This is a genomic window from Arthrobacter sp. V1I7 (assembly GCF_030817015.1).
GTDB lineage: Bacteria > Actinomycetota > Actinomycetes > Actinomycetales > Micrococcaceae > Arthrobacter.
In genome coordinates, this window is record NZ_JAUSYS010000001.1 from 2,709,885 (window position 1) to 2,726,945 (window position 17,061).

Sequence of the window (17,061 nt, forward strand, 5' to 3'; positions counted from 1 at the left end):
GCCGCCGGAAATCAAGCGTCCGTCAGCCTGCCGTCCCTGAGCTCCAGCACCCGGCGTGCTGTCCTGTGCGCATAGCCGAGGTCGTGCGTGACCAGCACGATGGCGGCGCCCCGCGCGGCCGCGGCTTCGGCGGCGGCCTGCAGGGCCTCGAGCCCGTGCCGGTCCAGCCCGACGGTGGGTTCGTCCAGCGCCAGCACGGCAGGGTCCCGGGCCAGCACGGTGGCCAGGGCGAGCAGCCGCTGCTGCGAGGAGGCCAGCTCCGCGGGGTGCGCGTCGGCGGCGCCGGCCAGCCCGACGGCGGCCAGCGCTTCCGCTGCCCTCGCCACGGCACGCTCGCGGCCCAACAGCTTACGGAGCCCGAAGCTCACTTCCCGCAGCACGGTCCGTTCAAAGAGCTGGTCACGCGGGTGCTGGAACAGCAGGCCGATCTCCGCGGCCAGCGTCCCGGCGGGGACGCCGGCGATGCTGCCCCCGCGGATCCGTATTTCCCCGGCAGTCGGCCTGAGCAGGCCGTTGAGGGAACGCAACAGGGTCGATTTGCCCGCACCGTTCGGGCCGGTGATGGCCACGGTCTCCCCCGCCCGTACCACCAGGTCAAGGCCTGCGAGGAGTTGCCGCCGGTACGGGGCGTCGGGAGCGGGATATCCGAAGGACAGGCCCCTGACGTCCAGCTGCGGGACGCGGTCGCCGGCCCCCGCCGGCGGCAGGGCGGCCCGGGTTGGCTGTGCGCTCCCCGGGGGCGCCACCACGACGACCCCCGTCGCGGCGAGCTGCGGCGAGGCTGCCACGACGCCGGGGCGCCCGGCGGCCGTTACCGTCCCGGCGTCGAGCACAACCCAGTGATCGGCGGACCGGGCCAGTTCGTCCGCGCTTTGGCTGAGCTGCACGACGGCGGTCCCCGCGGCGGTCAGCCCGCGGACCAGCGTCCGGAGCTGCGCCGCGCCGTCGGCATCCAGCGACGCCACGGGCTCGTCCAGGATCAGCACGTCGGGACGGGTTATGAGGGCGCACCCCAGCGCCAGCCGGCGCAGTTCGCCGCCGGACAGCGTGGCCGGGTCGCGGTCCAACAGCGCGGTGAGGCCAAGGACTTCGGCGTTTCGCCCTACCTCCTGGAGCATCTCCGGCCGGGGTGTGCCGCGGTTTTCCAGGCCGAAGGCCAGTTCTTCGGCGACGGTGGCGCTTACCGTGGAAAGCATGGACGCCGGGTCCTGCGGGACGTAGGCCACCCGCCCGGACCAGGCGGCGGCGTCGATCCGCGGATCACCGGACCCGCCCCGGAACTCCAGCGTGCTGCCGGCGAGTGTCAGGCGGCCGCGCAGGTCGCCGGCGTCCCCGGGCCGGAGCCAGCCGCCGAGGAGCCTGCCCAGGGTGGATTTGCCGCTTCCGGACCCGCCCAGGACCGCTGTCAGGGTCCCGCCGGCCACGCTGATTCCAAGCCGATGCAGCGTCGGGACATCGTCGCCGTGGAAGGTGAAGCCGGTGATATCGGCACTCAGCAGCGGATTGTTCATGGTTTTCCCAATCCCGGCCAGGAGGTGGCCACGCGGAGCAGGACCGCCGCTGCCGCGAGCAGCAGGGCTGCGGCACGGAGCCGGCGCTGCGCCGGCGGGTCCGTCAGGGTCCGGTAGCTTGTCCGTGGTCCCGGCCGGGCAAAGCCGCGCGCGTCCAGCGCCTGGGAGCGGCTGCCGGCATCTTCGATCAGCCCCAGCACCAGCGGCACCATCTGCAGCCGGACGGCCGCGAGCCGGGACAGGAGTCCGCCGCGTAGCACCAGGCCGCGGGCTTGCTGCGCTTGTTGGATACGGTCGAGCCTGCGTGCAACGGCGGGCAACAGGGTCAGGGTGGATGCCAGGATATAGCTGAGCTGCCGGGGCACCCGGCGTGCGGTGAGGGCGGCGACGAGATCCGGGACGCTGACGGTGAAGGAGAACAGGAGCAGCACGAGTACCCAGGCTGCGGTGCGCGTTCCTGCTTCCAGGGCGAAGCCCAGCCCTTCCGCGGTGACCCTCGCCGGTCCCCAGGCGGCGAGGACGGTACGGCCCTCCGGGAAGAAGAGGCCGTGCAGCATCAGCAGCGAGAGCCCGAAAGGAACCAGGATGACCGCGGCGGCGGCCAGCACCCGGCGCGCCACCCCGGCCAGCCCGGCCAGCAGTCCCGCACTCAGCGTCACCGCCAGCGACAGCGGCCAGCTGGCCGCCGCCGTCGTAATGATGGCTGCGCTGACGGCCACGGTCAGTGCAGTAAACGGGTGGAGGCCGGAGCGAGTGCTTCCAGGGGGCACGGCTCAGGCTTCGGGCGTTCCCGGTGCCTTGCCGGCAAGCACCCGGAAGCGCCGGACGAAGGGGAACCGGTAGGTCGTGCGGCGCGGCAGGGCGTAGACGAGCAGCGCGGCGATGGTGAAGACGATCGCCTTGTCCATGGGGTCTGAGATCAGAGCCTGCTTGGTGATGGCGGCGAGCAGGGTGTCGCCCATGGCGCGGAAGGCGCTGACGATCGCCCCGGTGCCCACGCCTGCCGTGCCGCCGAAGACGAAGGCCGCGATCGGGGCGGAGACGACGCCGGCGAGGACACCGGTGAGGAAACCGGCGACCGGCGCGAGGTAGAAGCGGCGGAACAGTCCACCGCGGGCGGCGACGCCGGCCAGGAAGCCGATCAGCGCCGCGCCGGCCGCGAACGGCAGGACCGTCGGGTTGAAGAAGGACCACACGATGCTGCTCAGCGCACCCGTGGCGGCACCTGCCGCCGGGCCGGCGAGGACGGCGATCAGGACGGTGCCGATCGCGTCAAAGTAGAACGGCAGTCCGGTGGCGCCCATGAGCTGGCCCAGGACCACGTTCAGCACCAGCGCCACCGGCATCAGGACCAGGGTGGAGGTGGGGAGCACCGGCAGCACGGCGGCGATCAGCAGCATGGCGCCGAGCAGGAATCCGCCCAGCGCCACCAGGGCCGAGAAGCTGGCCGGGCCGTTGGCGATGTCCGCGGGCTGGGTGAGCACCAGGAAGACGTAGGTGGCCGCGATGGCGGCGGCGCCGGCAAGTTCCAGCAGGCGGCGGCGTCGGCCGGCCGCCGTTCCAGACGCGGGGCCGGAGGCAGGGTGGGTCAGGGACGGCTGTGACATGGAAAAGGGTCCTTCGGCTGGGGTAGCTGCAACATCCGCCTATGTCACCTCGGCGCAGCTACCATCCTAGCGAGCGGGAGGTCGTGCTCCCACCACGGACCGCGGACAGGCCAGCTAGCCCCGCCCGATCTCCCGGGCCAAGGCGCCCACGGAGGTGATCAGTTCGTCAAAACACTGGTCCGGATCGTTGGCGGCGACGATCCGGGCGTTGGGCGGCAAGCCCCACAGCCCCCGGTAGTCCGCCACCGTGGTGCCCCTGAGCATCGCGGAGGACGTTTCGACGTCGACCGTGGCCAGCCGGGTGAGCACCGGGGTACGTCCGACGGCGGCGCAGGCCGCGAAGGCATCGTGCATGTGCGCCACGTAGCCCTGGTCGTATTGCCGGTGGAATTCCAGATAAAACCGGATCGCGTCCGACAGGCAGGCCACGAGCGGGTTCGGCGAGGTGCTGCGCTGGCCGGCCGGCTGCTCCGGCAGGACCGGTTCCGGCGGCGCGCCGGCCGCCTCGGCCAGGCGTTGCAGGTGTTCCGGCCGCAGTTCGATCAGCTCCGTGGTTTCCAGTGCGCACACCAGCGGCAGCCGGTCCTCGGGCGCTCCACGGTAGGCCGTGAAGACCTCCTTCGCGGCGTGCGGGTCGACCGAGACGTTCCATTCCGCCGTGGGAGTGGTGTTGCCCTGGTAGTTGAAGCAGCCGCCCATGATGACCAGGTCCTTGAGCAACCGCGGCAGTTCCGGTTCCCGGCGCAGGGCCAGCGCAAAGTTTGTCAGCGGCCCGGTAATGATGCCGGTCAGCTCCCCCGGATGCGCGCGGGCCTCCTGCACCCAGACGTCGACGGCGTGCCGGGCCGAGATCGCTTGGCGGGGAGCCGGAAGCTCGGCGTAGCCGATCCCCTGCGGGCCGTGTGTTTCTTCGGTGGTGACCAGCGGAATTTCCAGCGGCACCTCGGCGCCGATGGCCACTTCGATCCCGGGCCGGCCGCACAGCTCCAGCAGCGCCAGGTTGTTCAGGGCCACCTGCCGGGCGCCTACGTTGCCGGCCGTGCAGGTGATCGCCTGGATGTGCACTTCCGGGCGCGACAGCAGGTAGACGAGGGCCAGGGCGTCGTCGATTCCGGTATCGACGTCCAGCAGAACGGAGTGGGTGGGCACAGCGTTCCCCTAGAACAGCGCCACTTTGGGCGTCCGCGGGAACAGGTCGTCGAGTTCGGCCAGGTCCGCGGCGCTGGGAATCCAGGCCACCGCCGCGGCGTTCTGCAGGACCTGCTCGGGCCGGGTGGCGCCGGCGATGACGCTGCTCACGGACGGCCGGGCGGCGAGCCAGGAGAACGCGACCTGGATCTCGTTGAGGCCGCGGGCGGCGGCGAAGGCGCCGAACGCCTCCAGCTGCTCCCAGTCGGCGTCGTGCACCAGGTTGGTGCGGGTGTGGCTGAGCCGGGAACCCGCCGGGGCGGCCCCCTGGGAGTACTTGCCGGTCAGCAGCCCGTTGGCGAGCGGGAAGTAGGGCAGGACACCGAGTCCGTAGGCTTCGGCGGCGGGGGTCACCTCCAGCTCCGCGCGGCGGTCCAGCAGGTTGTAGTGGTTCTGACTGGAGATGAAGCGGGAGCCGCCCCGTGCCCGTGCCACGAATTCGGCTTCGGCGATCTGCCAGCCGGCGCGGTTGGAGTGGCCGAGGTAGCGGACCTTGCCGCTCGTCACGAGCTCCTCCAGGGCCGCGAGCGTCTCGTCGATGGGCGTCAGCGGGTCCGGAGTGTGGAACTGGTAGAGGTCGATCCAGTCCGTCCCCAGCCGGCGCAGCGAGGCCTCGGCGGCCTTGATGATATAGCGGCGGGAACCGCGGGCCCCGAAATCGTTGCCGTTGGCGCCCCGGACGTCCATGCCGAACTTGGTGCCGATGACGGCGTCGTCCCGGCGGCCGGCGAGGGCCTTGCCCAGCATCGTTTCGCTGAGGCCCGGTTCCCGGCCGTAGTTGTCCGCGACGTCGAAGAAGGTGATGCCGGCATCCAGGGCCGCATGCACGACAGCGTCGGTCCCCTCCTGCGACTCGGTCGCCGTATGGGACCGGCCAAGGTTGTTACAGCCCAGGCCTACGACGGAGACGGTCAGCCCGGAATTTCCCACACGGCGGTATTCAGTCATGGGGTTCAGCCTATAACGGCCGCGGACAGGCCCCCGTGTCAGCCGGCCGGAAGATCCAGCCCGTGGTCGTCCAGGGCGTCCTGGAGCTGTGCCATGGTGCGCGGGCAGACCCCCGGCATGCCGGCGAGTCTCCGTTCGCCCAGTTGCACCAGCTGTTCCAGGGTTTCCACCCCGGCATGCGCCAGGGACCTCCGGGCCGGCGCCGCAATCCCCCGCGGAAGCGGAGTGCGGCCTGGTTCACGGGATTTCGGCGTCATGGCGTTGTGCCTTCCAATCGATTGCCCCCAAAGCTGATGTGAACTAGCAGTACGGACTACGGAGGGAACTACAAACTGAAGCTGTTGGCCGGCTTGGGTGAGTGCTTGAGCCTGAACGCGGTGTCACCGAAGGGTGCCGCGCCGATGCTGAGTTTGGTGAAGTCGAGATCCTCGCCGCGGATGCAGACCTTGATGGCGTTCACGGTCTTGTTGACGTCCGGGGTGAGGCAGAAGATGTTGAGTTTTGAGTCGCCGAATTCGGAGCGGTCCACGACGCCCAGGCCGCGCCAGGCCAGGTGGCTGATGAGCGCGTCCTTGGCTTTTTCCTCCAGGTAGCGGTCCCGGTCGGTGCCGTCCTTGGTCTTCAGGGCGTACTGGGCCACGACCCAGAACTGGTCCTCCTCGGGGATCTCCGCGTAGCCGTCCTCGGCGCACTGCACAGCGAAGGCATCCATCAGTCCCTCGGCGGCGGCGGCATCCGCGACGTCGGTCTCCTCGGTTTTGCTTTGGTGCCCTACAACGCCGTGGTTCATCACGAACTGGCTGTAGTCCTCGTCAAACCAGGCTTCCCTGAACTCGAGGACCCCTTCTTCATTCCGTTTGTAGACCCGGATAATTCCGCTCATGTGCCAGTTCCTTCCTGGACCGTGCTGCGATGGCACCAGGGCTGGTGCCATGCGACGGTATTGCTTCTTGGATTCGCTGTTCAGACGTGCTGGCTACAGCAGCGGCAGGCTGCCGGTGCTGGGGTGCTCCTGCCCGGGCAGGGGCCGGGCGAACGGCACCTTGGTCCCGAGGACCTGGGCGACGACGTCGTGCGTGATCTTCCTGGCGGTCAGCCCGACGCGCTCGAGGACCTGGCTGCGGCTGCCATGGTCGAGGAATTCGACCGGGAGGCCCACCTCGTTCAAGGCCGTGTCCACGCCGGCGGCCCGCATTTCCTGCCGGATCCGCGAGCCCACACCGCCGGCCCGCACGCCGTCTTCGATGCAGACGACAAGGCGGTGGTGCGAGGCGAGGGCGATGATGGACTTCCGGACGGGCAGCAGCCAGCGGGGGTCCACGACGGTGGAGCTGATGCCCTGGGCTCCGAGCCGGTTCGAGACGTCCAGCGCGAGTTCGGACATCGCGCCGACGCTGACGATCAGGACGTCGTTTTCGGTCGAGCCGTCGGGGCGCCGCGCGAGCACGTCCACCCCGTCGCTGAGCCGCTCGATGGCGTCCACTTCCGCGCCGACGCTGCCCTTGGAGTAGCGGATGACGCTCGGCGCGTCCCCGATGGTTACGGCCTCACGCAGTTCCTCGCGGAGCCGGCTGGCGTCGCGCGGGGCGGCCAGGTGCAGCCCCGGAACGATCTGGACCATGGCCATGTCCCACATCCCGTGGTGGCTGGCGCCGTCGGGGCCGGTGACACCGGCGCGGTCCAGGACCACGGTGACCCCGGCTTTGTGCAGGGCGACGTCCATCAGCAGCTGGTCGAAGGCGCGGTTCAGGAAGGTCGCGTAGACGGCTACCACCGGATGCAGCCCGCCGAAGGCCATGCCGGCCGCGGAGGTGAGCGCGTGCTGTTCGGCGATGCCGACGTCGAACACCCGTTCCGGGTGCCGGGCGGCGAATTTGTGCAGCCCGACGGGAATCAGCATGGCACCGGTGATGCCGACGATGTCCTTGCGCTCGTCGGCGAGGTCCGCGATCTCATCGGCGAAAACGGACGTCCAGGATTTCGCGCCGCCGGTCTCGGTGGGTTCGCCGGTTTCCGGATCGATGATGCCGACCGCGTGGAACTGGTCCGCGTCGTGCGCGCGGGCGGGCGCGTAGCCGTGGCCCTTCTCGGTCATGGCGTGGACGATCACGGGTCCGGCGTAGTTCCGGGCGGTGGAGAGGGCGTGTTCCATGGCCTGGAGGTTGTGGCCGTCCACCGGGCCGATGTACTTCATCCCAAGGTCCTCGAACATGCCTTGGGGCGCCCACCAGTCCTTGATGCCTTTTTTCATGGCGTGCAGGCTGCGGTAGGTGAACTGCCCGACCGTGCCGCCGTTCTGCAGCTTCCGGCGCCACCAGTCCAGCATGCCTTCGTACGCGGGTGTGGCGCGGAAGGAATCGATGGTGGGCCGCAACGAGGCCAGGTAATCGGCGAAGCCGCCGACGGTCGGGGCGTAGGAGCGGCCGTTGTCGTTGACGACGATGACCACGCGGCGCTTCTTGTCCGCGGCAATGTTGTTCAGGGCCTCCCAGGCCATGCCTCCGGTCAGGGCGCCGTCGCCCACGACGGCGATGACGTAGCGTTCCCCGTCGCCGGTGAGCCGGCGTGCCCGTGAGATCCCGTCCGCCCAGGACAGCGAGGAGGAGGCATGCGAGCTTTCCACGATGTCGTGCGGCGACTCGGCGCGGTCCGGGTAGCCGGAGAGTCCGCCCTGCTGGCGGAGGGTGCTGAAGTCCTGGCGGCCGGTGAGGAGTTTGTGGACGTAGGACTGGTGGCCGGTGTCGAAAACGATGCTGTCGCGGGGCGAATCGAAGATCCGGTGCACCGCGATGGTGAGTTCTACGACGCCGAGGTTCGGGCCGAGGTGGCCTCCGGTCTGGGAGACATTGCCGATCAGGAATTCCCTGACCTCGGCTGCCAGCTGATCCAGCTGCGCCTCGGACAACTTGCTCAGGTCCTGCGGATTCCGGACGGTCTCCAAGATTCCCAACGGCCCCTCCTTCGAGTGGTAGACATGCCTTTTAACTCTAACGCCTCCGGAACAGCCCGGGCGCCGGAACGCGAAGGCCCCGGCCGGTCAATGACCGGCCGGGGCCTTCCTGCTGCAGTTCCTCCCGTCCGGGAGGAGCCTCCGCTAGCTGGCGGAGATCGATCTCCGCGCACCCCGGGTAAAGCCGGCGATAAAGCGTCTGCCGGGTTTACCCCGGGGCCCTACGCGGAGATCTGGCGCAGCACGTACTGCAGGATGCCGCCGTTGCGGTAGTAGTCCGCCTCGCCCGGGGTATCGATGCGCAGGACCGCATCGAAGGACGTGGCGGAACCGTCTTCGGCCGTTGCCGTGACCTTGAGGGTCTTCGGCGTGGTGCCTTCGTTGAGGGCGGTGACTCCCTCGACGGCGAAGGTCTCCGTGCCGGTCAGGCCCAGGCTGGCAGCGGTTTCCCCGGCGGGGTACTGCAGGGGAAGGACGCCCATGCCGATCAGGTTGGAGCGGTGGATGCGCTCGTAGCTCTCGGCCACGACAGCCTTGACGCCCAGAAGCGCGGTGCCCTTGGCAGCCCAGTCACGGGACGAGCCGGAGCCGTACTCCTTGCCGGCCAGGACCACCAGCGGCGTGCCGGCGGCCTGGTAGTCCTGCGCTGCGTCGTAGACGTAGGCCTGCGGACCCTCCGGCTGCATGAAGTTCCGGGTGAAGCCACCCTCGACGCCGTCGAGCAGCTGGTTCTTGATCCGGATGTTCGCGAAGGTGCCGCGGATCATGACCTCGTGGTTGCCACGGCGTGAGCCGTAGGAATTGAAATCCTTGCGCTCCACACCGTTGGCCAGCAGGTACTGTCCGGCCGGGGTATCCGACTTGAACGAACCGGCCGGGGAGATGTGGTCAGTGGTGACCGAATCGCCGAGCTTCAGCAGCACGCGGGCACCGGTGATGTCGGTGACCGGCTCCGGCTTCGCCTTCATGCCCTCGAAGTACGGGGGCTTCCGCACGTAGGTGGAGTTCGGGTCCCAAGCGAAGGTGTCGCCGGCCGGCGTATCGAGTGACTTCCAGCGCTCATCGCCGTCGAAGACGCCCGCATAGCCGCGCGCGAACATTTCCTTGTCGATAGAGGAATCAATGACCTGCTGGACCTCCACCGGGTTCGGCCAGATGTCCCTGAGGAAGACGTCGTTGCCGGCGTCGTCCTTGCCCAGGGCGTCCGACTCGAAGTCGAAGTCCATGGTTCCGGCCAGGGCGTAGGCGATGACCAGCGGCGGGGAGGCCAGGTAGTTCATCTTCACGTCCGGGTTGATCCGGCCTTCGAAGTTGCGGTTACCGGACAGCACTGCGGTGACCGACAGGTCGTTGGCCTGGACGGCCTCGGAGATCTCGGCATCCAGCGGGCCGGAGTTGCCGATACAGGTGGCGCAACCGTAGCCGACAATGTAGAAGCCAAGCTTCTCCAGGTACGGCGTCAGGCCCGACTTCTCGTAGTAGTCGGTGACCACCTTGGAACCCGGGGCCACGGACGTCTTGACCCACGGCTTGGACGTCAGGCCCTTGTCCACGGCGTTGCGGGCCAGCAGTGCGGCGGCCAGCATCACGGAGGGATTGGACGTGTTGGTGCAGGACGTGATCGAGGCGATCGCCACGGCCCCGTGGTCCAGTTCGAACTCCCGGCCGTCTTCGGTGGTCACCTTGACCGCGTTGGAAATGCGGCCGGCCGCACCGTGTGCTGCCGAATAGACCGGCGGCTCGCGGTCCGTATCGGTGACATGGGTATCGGACCGGGTAAACGAGGGCGGGTCCGAGGCCGGGAAGGTCTCCTCCAGGGACTCGTCCAGGGTGCCGGCGTCGGCGTCGTGCTTGACGTAGTTGAGCAGGTCGTGGCGGAACTCGTCCTTGGCCTCGGTGAGCACGATGCGGTCCTGGGGACGCTTCGGGCCGGAGATCGAGGGAACCACGGTGGACAGGTCCAGCTCAAGGTATTCGGAGAACTTGATCTCGTGGGACGGATCGTGCCAGAGGCCCTGTTCCTTGGCGTAGGCCTCCACAAGGGCGACGTTCTCCTCGGAGCGGCCGGTGAGGCGCAGGTACTCGATGGTGACGTCGTCGATCGGGAACATCGCGGCAGTGGAGCCGAACTCCGGGCTCATGTTGCCGATCGTGGCGCGGTTGGCCAGCGGCACAGCCGCGACGCCTTCGCCGTAGAACTCGACGAACTTGCCCACGACACCATGCTTGCGCAGCTGTTCGGTGATGGTCAGGACGACGTCGGTGGCGGTGGCGCCGGCCGGGATGGAACCGGTCAGCTTGAAGCCCACCACGCGCGGGATCAGCATGGAGACGGGCTGGCCGAGCATGGCAGCCTCGGCTTCGATGCCGCCAACGCCCCAGCCCAGCACGCCCAGGCCGTTGACCATCGTGGTGTGCGAGTCGGTGCCGACGCAGGTGTCCGGGTAGGCCCGGACCACGCCGTCAACTTCACGGGTCATGACCGTGCGGGCCAGGTACTCAATGTTGACCTGGTGCACGATGCCGGTTCCGGGCGGGACGACCTTGAAGTCGTCAAACGCGGTCTGGCCCCAACGCAGGAACTGGTACCGCTCGCCGTTGCGCTGGTACTCGATCTCCATATTGCGCTCCAGTGCGCCGGAGTTGCCGAAGGCGTCGATCTGCACGGAGTGGTCGATCACCATTTCCGCGGGCGCCAGCGGGTTGACCCGCTTGGGGTCGCCGCCGAGTTCCTTGACGGCCTCACGCATGGTGGCAAGGTCCACAACGCAGGGAACGCCGGTGAAGTCCTGCATGATCACGCGCGCCGGCGTGAACTGGATTTCAGTATCGGGCTGGGCGCTGGGGTCCCAGCCGGCCAGTGCTCGGACGTGGTCGGCCGTGATATTGGCGCCGTCCTCGGTCCTCAGCAGGTTTTCAAGCAATACCTTGAGGCTGAACGGAAGGTTTTCTGCACCTTCAACGGAGTTCAACCGGAAAATTTCGTATTCGGTACCGGCTACATTAAGTTTGCCTTTTGAACCGAAGCTGTCCACAATGCTCATCGCAGGGCTCCTCTCGCAACAGTTTCATCTTTGTCGCGCCGCAGACCCCTTGCTAGTTAGGCCTGCCTAACTAGCACCGTGCCCCGTCAGGACGAGGTTGGGCGGGTATTGCATGAGGTCAGCCGTGATGACGGAACGCGACGTCGGACTACTACGCCCATCGTAGTGGCATCAGCGCCGCGGAGTCAGCAGCGCCACAGTCTCCATGTGGTGGGTGTGCGGATACAGGTCGAAGGCCCGCAGCCCCGAGAGTTCCCAGCCGCCCTGCCGGAAGTAGCCCAGATCGCGGGCAAATGACGCCGGATCGCAGGAGACATAGGCAACAGCGCGCGGCCCCGTGCCGATCAGTTGGTCCACGACGGCTTTGCCCGCACCGGCCCGGGGCGGGTCCAGGAGGATGGCGTCGAAGTTCCGCGGCTTCTGGCGCAGCACCCGCTCCACCCTGCCCTGGACGATTTCCACCTGCGGCGCCCCGTGCAGGTTCTTGCGCGCATCCCGGCTGGTGCCGGGCGAACCTTCCACGGACAGCACGGTTCCGGTCACTCCCACGGCGTCCGCGAGGGGCGCCGTGAAGAGACCGGCGCCGGCGTACAGGTCCGCCACCACCGCGCCCGATTCCAGGAATCCGCCGTCGTGCAGGAAACCGGTCAGGGCCCCCACGAGGGTGCCGGGCGCGTCGCGGTGGATCTGCCAGAACCCGTCGCCCGTGACCCGGTACTCATGGCCGGCCGCGGACTCCTGGACGTAGGTCCGCCCGCGCAGCTGCAGGGTCTCCCCCCTGGCCGGGTCAAGGCTGGCAACCGAGACGTTCTCCGGAAGCTGCGAGAGGATGGCGCTCAGCCGCTTGGCCCGGGTGCCGGGGGCCGGCACCAGGAGCACGAGCGGCCGGGAACCGTTGGCCGGGGCCGCGACCTCCACACGCTCGATGCCCTGCAGGTCGATCTCCCAAAGCCGGAGCGCGTTGATGCCGCCCACCGCGAGCGGCATCTCCCGGACCGGCAGGACCGTATCGGAGCGGTGGGCGTGCATGCCGAGCTTGCCGCCGGGGGTCACGGCGAAGCCGGTACGGGTCCGCCAGGCCAGGCCATCCTGTGCTGCCTGCTCCCCCACAGCCTCCACCTCCGTCACGCGGTCGACGCCGGCGAGTCGCCGCAGCTGCTCGGCCAGGACCTCGGACTTGAGGCCGCGCTGGCGTGCCAGCGAGATGTGGCCGAGTTCCGCGCCGCCGAGCGGCGGGTGGCGGTGGGACCAGGACCGTGCGGAATCGGCAAGATCCCAGAAGTGGTCCACCCGGTCCGGGGATGCGTCCAGGACCTCCACGACGTCGCCGCGCCAGAACTTCGCGTCCGGGCCGGCGTCGGTCAGGCGGACCCTGACCTTTTCGCCAGGGATGCCGTGCCGGACGAACACCACGCGTCCCTCGTGCCGGGCGACGCAGTGGCCGCCGTGGGCCACCGGTCCGACGTCGAGGACGAGATCGGCAGGGGCTTGCGTCGCGGTGTCGGGGCTCATTGGATATCCTGCAGTTTCTTGGCTTCTTCGGACGATTTCAGCTGCCACGGGACGCTGGCAACCATGACTCCCGGCTCGAAGTGCAGCCGGGTCTTGATCCGCAGCGCGGTCTGGTTGTGGACCAGCTGCTCCCACCATTTGCCCACCACGTACTCGGGGATGTAGACCACGATCAGGTCGCGGGGGGAATCCCGCCGCATGTTCTTGACGTACTCCATGATGGGCGTCACGGTCTCACGGAACGGGCTGGCGAGCACCGTTAACGGTACCGGGATTTCCAGCTTCTCCCAGTCGGCCACGGTCTGCTCGGTCTCTTCGGAGCTGATGTCCACCGTGATGGCGTCCAGCCGGGAGGGGCGGGAGGCGCGGGCGTAGGCCAGGGCGCGCAGCACCGGCTTGCGGACGTGCGAGACCAGCAGCACGGCGTGCACCCGGGTGGGCAGGGCCCGCGGCGAGGAGTCCTCATCCACGGCGAGTTCCTTGGCCACGTTGTCGTAATGCGCCCGGATGCTCCACATGATGAGGAACAGGACGAACATGGCGAGCAGCGCGATCCAGGCGCCCTGCTGGAACTTGGTGATCAGCACGATCAGGAGGACCAGCGCCGTCATGCCGAAGCCGACCATGTTGATGGTCCGGGACTTGAGCATCCGCCGCTTCACAGCCGGGTCTTTGGCGACCTTCAGTGCCCGGCCCCAGTGCCGGACCATGCCGAGCTGGCTGATCGTGAACGAAATGAAGACGCCCACGATGTACAGCTGGATGAGCTTCGTGACGTCGGCGTTGAAGGCGATGATCAGCACGAGGGCGCCGGCGGCCAGCGCCAGGACGCCGTTGCTGAAGGCCAGCCGGTCCCCCCGGGTGCGCAGCTGCCGCGGCAGGTAGCCGTCCTGGGCCAGGATCGAGCCAAGGACCGGGAAGCCGTTGAACGCGGTGTTGGAAGCGAACACCAGGATCACCCCGGTCGCGGCGACCACGATGTAGAAGAAGAGGGACCCGCTCCCGAAGATGGTCTGGGCGATCTGGCTGATGGCCGGGCTCTGGATGTAGCCCTCGGGCAGCGGATTGCCGTCCAGCAGGAATTCCGTCGCCGGGTCCAGCACGATGTGCACCTTGGTGGCGTTGGCCAGGTAGATGATGCCGGCCAGCATGGCGGACGCGATCACGCCGAGCAGCAGCAGCGTGGTGGCCGCGTTCTTGCTCTTGGGCTTCCGGAAGTTCGGCACGCCGTTGCTGATGGCCTCGATGCCGGTCAGCGCCGCGGCGCCCGAGGAGAAGGCCCGCAGCAGCAGGAAGGCCCCCGCGAGCCCGACGAGGCCTTCGTCGAAGCCTTCCGCCGGCACGATCGTGAACGCCGCGGAGGGCGCCTCGCCGAGCCGGCCGGTGGCCGCCTGGAAGATGCCCACGGCGGTCATGCCCAGGATGGACGCCATGAAGATGTAGGTCGGCACGGCGAAGACGCTGCCGGCTTCCTTGATGCCGCGCAGGTTCACGAGCGCCAGTATGATCACGCCGACGGTCGCGATGGCGGCCTGCTGGCCGTGCAGGGCGGGCACCGCGGTGGTCAGGTAGGTGGCGGCCGAGGACATCGACACCGCGACGGTCAGCACGTAGTCTACGAGCAGCGCGGAGGCGACGGTGACCCCGGCATACCTGCCGAGGTTCTCGTTGGCAATCTCGTAGTCGCCACCGCCGGAGGGGTAGGCGTGGACGTTCTGGCGGTAGGAGGCAACAACGGTCAGCAGCACCACCATGACGGCCAGCCCCACCCACGGCGAGAACGCCACGGCGCTGACTCCGGCGAGGGCCAGGGTCAGCAGGATTTCATCCGGCGCGTACGCCACCGAGGACAGCGCATCCGAGGCGAAAATGGGGAGGGCAATCCGCTTCGGCAGCAGGGTGTGGGCCAGCCGGTCGTTACGGAACGGCCGGCCTACCATCACCCGCTTCACGGCATTGAAAATTGTCAGCACCACACAAAGCTAGTCTCATTCGCAGGCGATGTCATGACGGCTCCACGTGCGTGCTGCTGGCGGCAAACCTCCGCTGGCTGCGGCCTGCCGCGTGGCCGGTAGAGTTTTACGCAGCAGCAGACAGCGAAGCATTTAGGAGGCACGTGTGGCGCACTTCGTCATCATGGGTTGTGGCCGGGTGGGGGCAACCCTGGCGCACACGCTCGAGGACGCCGGTCATTCGGTGGCCATTATCGACCAGGACGACCGTGCCTTCCGGCGCCTCCGCACTGGCTTCACCGGCCGGAAAGTCACCGGCGTCGGCTTTGACCGGGAAACCATGAAGCAGGCCGGCGTCGAGGATGCCTATGCGTTCGCGGCCGTCTCCAGCGGCGACAATTCCAACATCCTGGCCACTCGCGTGGCCCGGGAGACCTTCCACGTCCCGCACGTCGTGGCCAGGATTTACGATCCGGGCCGTGCGGAGATCTACCAGCGGCTCGGCATCCCCACGGTGGCGGCCGTGCGCTGGAGCGCCGACCAGGTGCTCCGCCGGATCCTCCCGGAGCAGCACCTCGCCGGTGACTTCCGGGACCCCTCCGGCCGGCTGGTGCTCGCCGAAATTGACCTCGACGCCGGCTGGATCGGGCATCCCGTCGCCGCGATAGAGCAAGCCGCAGGCATCCGGGTGGCCTACCTGACCCGGTTCGGCGAGGGCATCCTGCCCGGAGCCGGCACCTCCTACCAGGACGGCGATACGGTCCACGCCATGGTCGATGTGGACCGCACCACCGAAGTTGCCCATATTCTTGCCAAGTCCCCCGCCAAGGAGTTCTAAGTGAAAGTCGTCATCGTCGGCGCGGGAAGTGTCGGCTCGTCGATCGCCCGCGAACTGCTGTCCCACAAACATGAAATCCTGCTGATCGACCTCAAGCCGGAGGTGATCGGCCGCAGCGGCCTCCGGGGCGCCCACTGGCTCGTCGGCGACGCCTGCGAGCTCAGCACGCTCAAGGACGCGAAGCTCGAGGACGCCGACGTCGTGGTGTCCGCCACCGGAGACGACAAGGTCAACCTTGTGGTCTCGCTGCTGGCAAAGACGGAATTCGGGGTGGGCCGGACGGTCGGCCGGGTCAACAACCCCAAGAACGACTGGATGTTCGACGATTCCTGGGGCGTCGACGTCGCGGTCAACACCCCGCAGCTCATGACCGCCCTCGTCGAAGAGGCGGTGGAGATCGGCGACCTGGTCCGGCTCCTGACCCTGCAGACGGGTGTGTCCTCGCTGGTCGAGTTCACGGTCCCCCACGACTCGCACGTCATTGGCCTGACCGTCGGAGCCATCGACTGGCCTGAGGACTCGACCCTGGTGGCGATCCTGCGGGACCAGGCGCCGATCACCCCGAGCCGTGATGACGTGCTGGACGGCGGGGATGAACTGTTCTTCGTGACCACGATTGCCGCAGAGGACCAGCTGCGTGCCCTTCTTGCTCCGGAGACGCCGCCCGAGGACCGCTCTGCGGCCACCGCGGACCGGCAAGGCGCCGAAAACCACCAGCCGTCCGAGGACGACGGCTTCGCCGGCTGATTCGCGGCAGTCTGCGCGCCCCACTGCACCCTCAGCATGTCCGTCCGGTCACCCGATTTCCTTGACCGCTCACCTGAGCGGTCACATCCTTAGGGGTAGCGGGGAGACACCTCGCACATGCCAGGGGAGTCCCTCATGCGAAAGTTGATGCTCTTACTTCTTGTCCTACCGCTCCTGGTGCTTGGAGCGCCGCCCGCACAGGCCGCGACGTGCACCATCGACGCCCCGACCGTGCCGGCCACGACCGGCCAGGTCGGGACCGAGCTCACGTACTTCATCACGGTGACCGATTGTGCGTCGTCGAACAAGAGCCCGACGTTCAAGGTCGTCGACGGCCGCCTTCCCGCGGGCACGAAGCTGTTTGAGTTCGCCGGCAGCTCCGGGCTGATCAACGGAGTCCCCACGACCGCCGGTACCTTCACGTTCACGGTCGAGGTCAAGGACGAGACCCGTGCGACCGACACGGAGACCTTCACGATCGAGATCCTCCCGCCCGAGGCGCCGACCATCGCCACCGAGGCGCTCTCCAGCGGAACGGTCGGCGAGTTCTACTGCTGCGGCAACCTGTTCGCCAGCGGAGGCGTCCAGCCCTACACCTGGTCGGTGGTCGCCGGGGCGCTCCCTCCAGGCCTGGAGCTGCCGAAGCGGGAGAACACCATCTCCGGAACGCCCACCACGGCCGGCACGTTCACCTTCACAGTCCGCGTGACCGACGATCTGGACGCCTTCACAGAGAAAGAGTTCTCCATCACGATCAGTTGAGC

General features: G+C 68.3%; 14 protein-coding genes. 3 read left to right on the plus strand and 11 right to left on the minus strand.

The window, feature by feature from the left end:
• Positions 1-11: 11 nt before the first annotated feature.
• The 11 genes from QFZ69_RS12520 to QFZ69_RS12570 form a co-directional block, all read right to left on the minus strand.
• Positions 12-1,511 carry an ABC transporter ATP-binding protein gene (locus QFZ69_RS12520; protein ID WP_306918588.1) on the minus strand — a complete coding sequence of 500 codons (1,500 nt, stop codon included), beginning with the start codon at positions 1,509-1,511 and terminating at the stop codon, positions 12-14.
• Entirely contained in the window at positions 1,508-2,281 is a 774-nt protein-coding gene (locus QFZ69_RS12525) for an energy-coupling factor transporter transmembrane component T (RefSeq protein WP_307000155.1), read from the minus strand. The genes QFZ69_RS12520 and QFZ69_RS12525 overlap by 4 nt, the downstream gene beginning before the upstream one ends.
• A 3-nt stretch (positions 2,282-2,284) precedes the next feature.
• The gene (locus QFZ69_RS12530; protein ID WP_306918591.1) at positions 2,285-3,118 is read right to left on the minus strand and encodes an ECF transporter S component; all 834 of its coding nucleotides are present in this window, start codon (positions 3,116-3,118) and stop codon (positions 2,285-2,287) included.
• Positions 3,119-3,232: 114 nt separating this feature from the next.
• Entirely contained in the window at positions 3,233-4,267 is a 1,035-nt protein-coding gene (locus tag QFZ69_RS12535) for a nucleoside hydrolase (RefSeq protein WP_306918593.1), read from the minus strand.
• Positions 4,268-4,276: 9 nt separating this feature from the next.
• A complete protein-coding gene (locus QFZ69_RS12540; RefSeq protein ID WP_306918595.1) occupies positions 4,277-5,254 on the minus strand; it encodes an aldo/keto reductase in 978 nt (325 codons plus the stop codon).
• Between the two features lie 38 nt (positions 5,255-5,292).
• Complete coding sequence (locus tag QFZ69_RS12545) at positions 5,293-5,511, minus strand: hypothetical protein (protein WP_306918597.1); 219 nt, start codon at positions 5,509-5,511, stop codon at positions 5,293-5,295.
• Between the two features lie 68 nt (positions 5,512-5,579).
• A complete protein-coding gene (locus tag QFZ69_RS12550; protein ID WP_306918599.1) occupies positions 5,580-6,137 on the minus strand; it encodes a hypothetical protein in 558 nt (185 codons plus the stop codon).
• Between the two features lie 93 nt (positions 6,138-6,230).
• The gene (gene dxs / locus QFZ69_RS12555) at positions 6,231-8,204 is read right to left on the minus strand and encodes a 1-deoxy-D-xylulose-5-phosphate synthase (RefSeq protein ID WP_306918601.1); all 1,974 of its coding nucleotides are present in this window, start codon (positions 8,202-8,204) and stop codon (positions 6,231-6,233) included.
• A gap of 221 nt (positions 8,205-8,425) precedes the next feature.
• On the minus strand, positions 8,426-11,248 hold the full coding sequence (locus tag QFZ69_RS12560) for an aconitate hydratase (protein WP_306918603.1): 2,823 nt from the start codon (positions 11,246-11,248) through the stop codon (positions 8,426-8,428).
• A 171-nt stretch (positions 11,249-11,419) separates the two neighbouring features.
• The gene (locus QFZ69_RS12565; RefSeq protein ID WP_306918605.1) at positions 11,420-12,760 is read right to left on the minus strand and encodes a class I SAM-dependent RNA methyltransferase; all 1,341 of its coding nucleotides are present in this window, start codon (positions 12,758-12,760) and stop codon (positions 11,420-11,422) included.
• A complete protein-coding gene (locus QFZ69_RS12570; protein ID WP_306919673.1) occupies positions 12,757-14,700 on the minus strand; it encodes an APC family permease in 1,944 nt (647 codons plus the stop codon). The genes QFZ69_RS12565 and QFZ69_RS12570 overlap by 4 nt, the downstream gene beginning before the upstream one ends.
• 178 nt (positions 14,701-14,878) lie before the next feature.
• Here QFZ69_RS12570 and QFZ69_RS12575 point away from each other — a divergent pair, with 178 nt between their 5' ends.
• The 3 genes from QFZ69_RS12575 (at position 14,879) to QFZ69_RS12585 (ending at position 17,059) form a co-directional block, all read left to right on the plus strand.
• The gene (locus tag QFZ69_RS12575) at positions 14,879-15,550 is read left to right on the plus strand and encodes a TrkA family potassium uptake protein (protein WP_306918606.1); all 672 of its coding nucleotides are present in this window, start codon (positions 14,879-14,881) and stop codon (positions 15,548-15,550) included.
• Positions 15,551-16,297 carry a TrkA family potassium uptake protein gene (locus QFZ69_RS12580; protein ID WP_306918608.1) on the plus strand — a complete coding sequence of 249 codons (747 nt, stop codon included), beginning with the start codon at positions 15,551-15,553 and terminating at the stop codon, positions 16,295-16,297. It begins immediately after the preceding gene.
• 135 nt (positions 16,298-16,432) lie between these two features.
• A complete protein-coding gene (locus tag QFZ69_RS12585; RefSeq protein ID WP_306918609.1) occupies positions 16,433-17,059 on the plus strand; it encodes an Ig domain-containing protein in 627 nt (208 codons plus the stop codon).
• Positions 17,060-17,061: the final 2 nt, after the last annotated feature.

Excerpts from the sequence above, each read along its gene's own strand:
- QFZ69_RS12570 (WP_306919673.1), bottom strand. The coding sequence starts at position 14,700 with ATGGTAGGCCGGCCGTTCCGTAACGACCGGCTGGCCCACACCCTGCTG.
- QFZ69_RS12585 (WP_306918609.1), top strand. The coding sequence starts at position 16,433 with ATGCGAAAGTTGATGCTCTTACTTCTTGTCCTACCGCTCCTGGTGCTT.
- QFZ69_RS12560 (WP_306918603.1), bottom strand. The coding sequence starts at position 11,248 with ATGAGCATTGTGGACAGCTTCGGTTCAAAAGGCAAACTTAATGTAGCC.
- QFZ69_RS12545 (WP_306918597.1), bottom strand. The coding sequence starts at position 5,511 with ATGACGCCGAAATCCCGTGAACCAGGCCGCACTCCGCTTCCGCGGGGG.
- QFZ69_RS12540 (WP_306918595.1), bottom strand. The coding sequence starts at position 5,254 with ATGACTGAATACCGCCGTGTGGGAAATTCCGGGCTGACCGTCTCCGTC.
- QFZ69_RS12565 (WP_306918605.1), bottom strand. The coding sequence starts at position 12,760 with ATGAGCCCCGACACCGCGACGCAAGCCCCTGCCGATCTCGTCCTCGAC.
- QFZ69_RS12520 (WP_306918588.1), bottom strand. The coding sequence starts at position 1,511 with ATGAACAATCCGCTGCTGAGTGCCGATATCACCGGCTTCACCTTCCAC.
- QFZ69_RS12550 (WP_306918599.1), bottom strand. The coding sequence starts at position 6,137 with ATGAGCGGAATTATCCGGGTCTACAAACGGAATGAAGAAGGGGTCCTC.
- QFZ69_RS12530 (WP_306918591.1), bottom strand. The coding sequence starts at position 3,118 with ATGTCACAGCCGTCCCTGACCCACCCTGCCTCCGGCCCCGCGTCTGGA.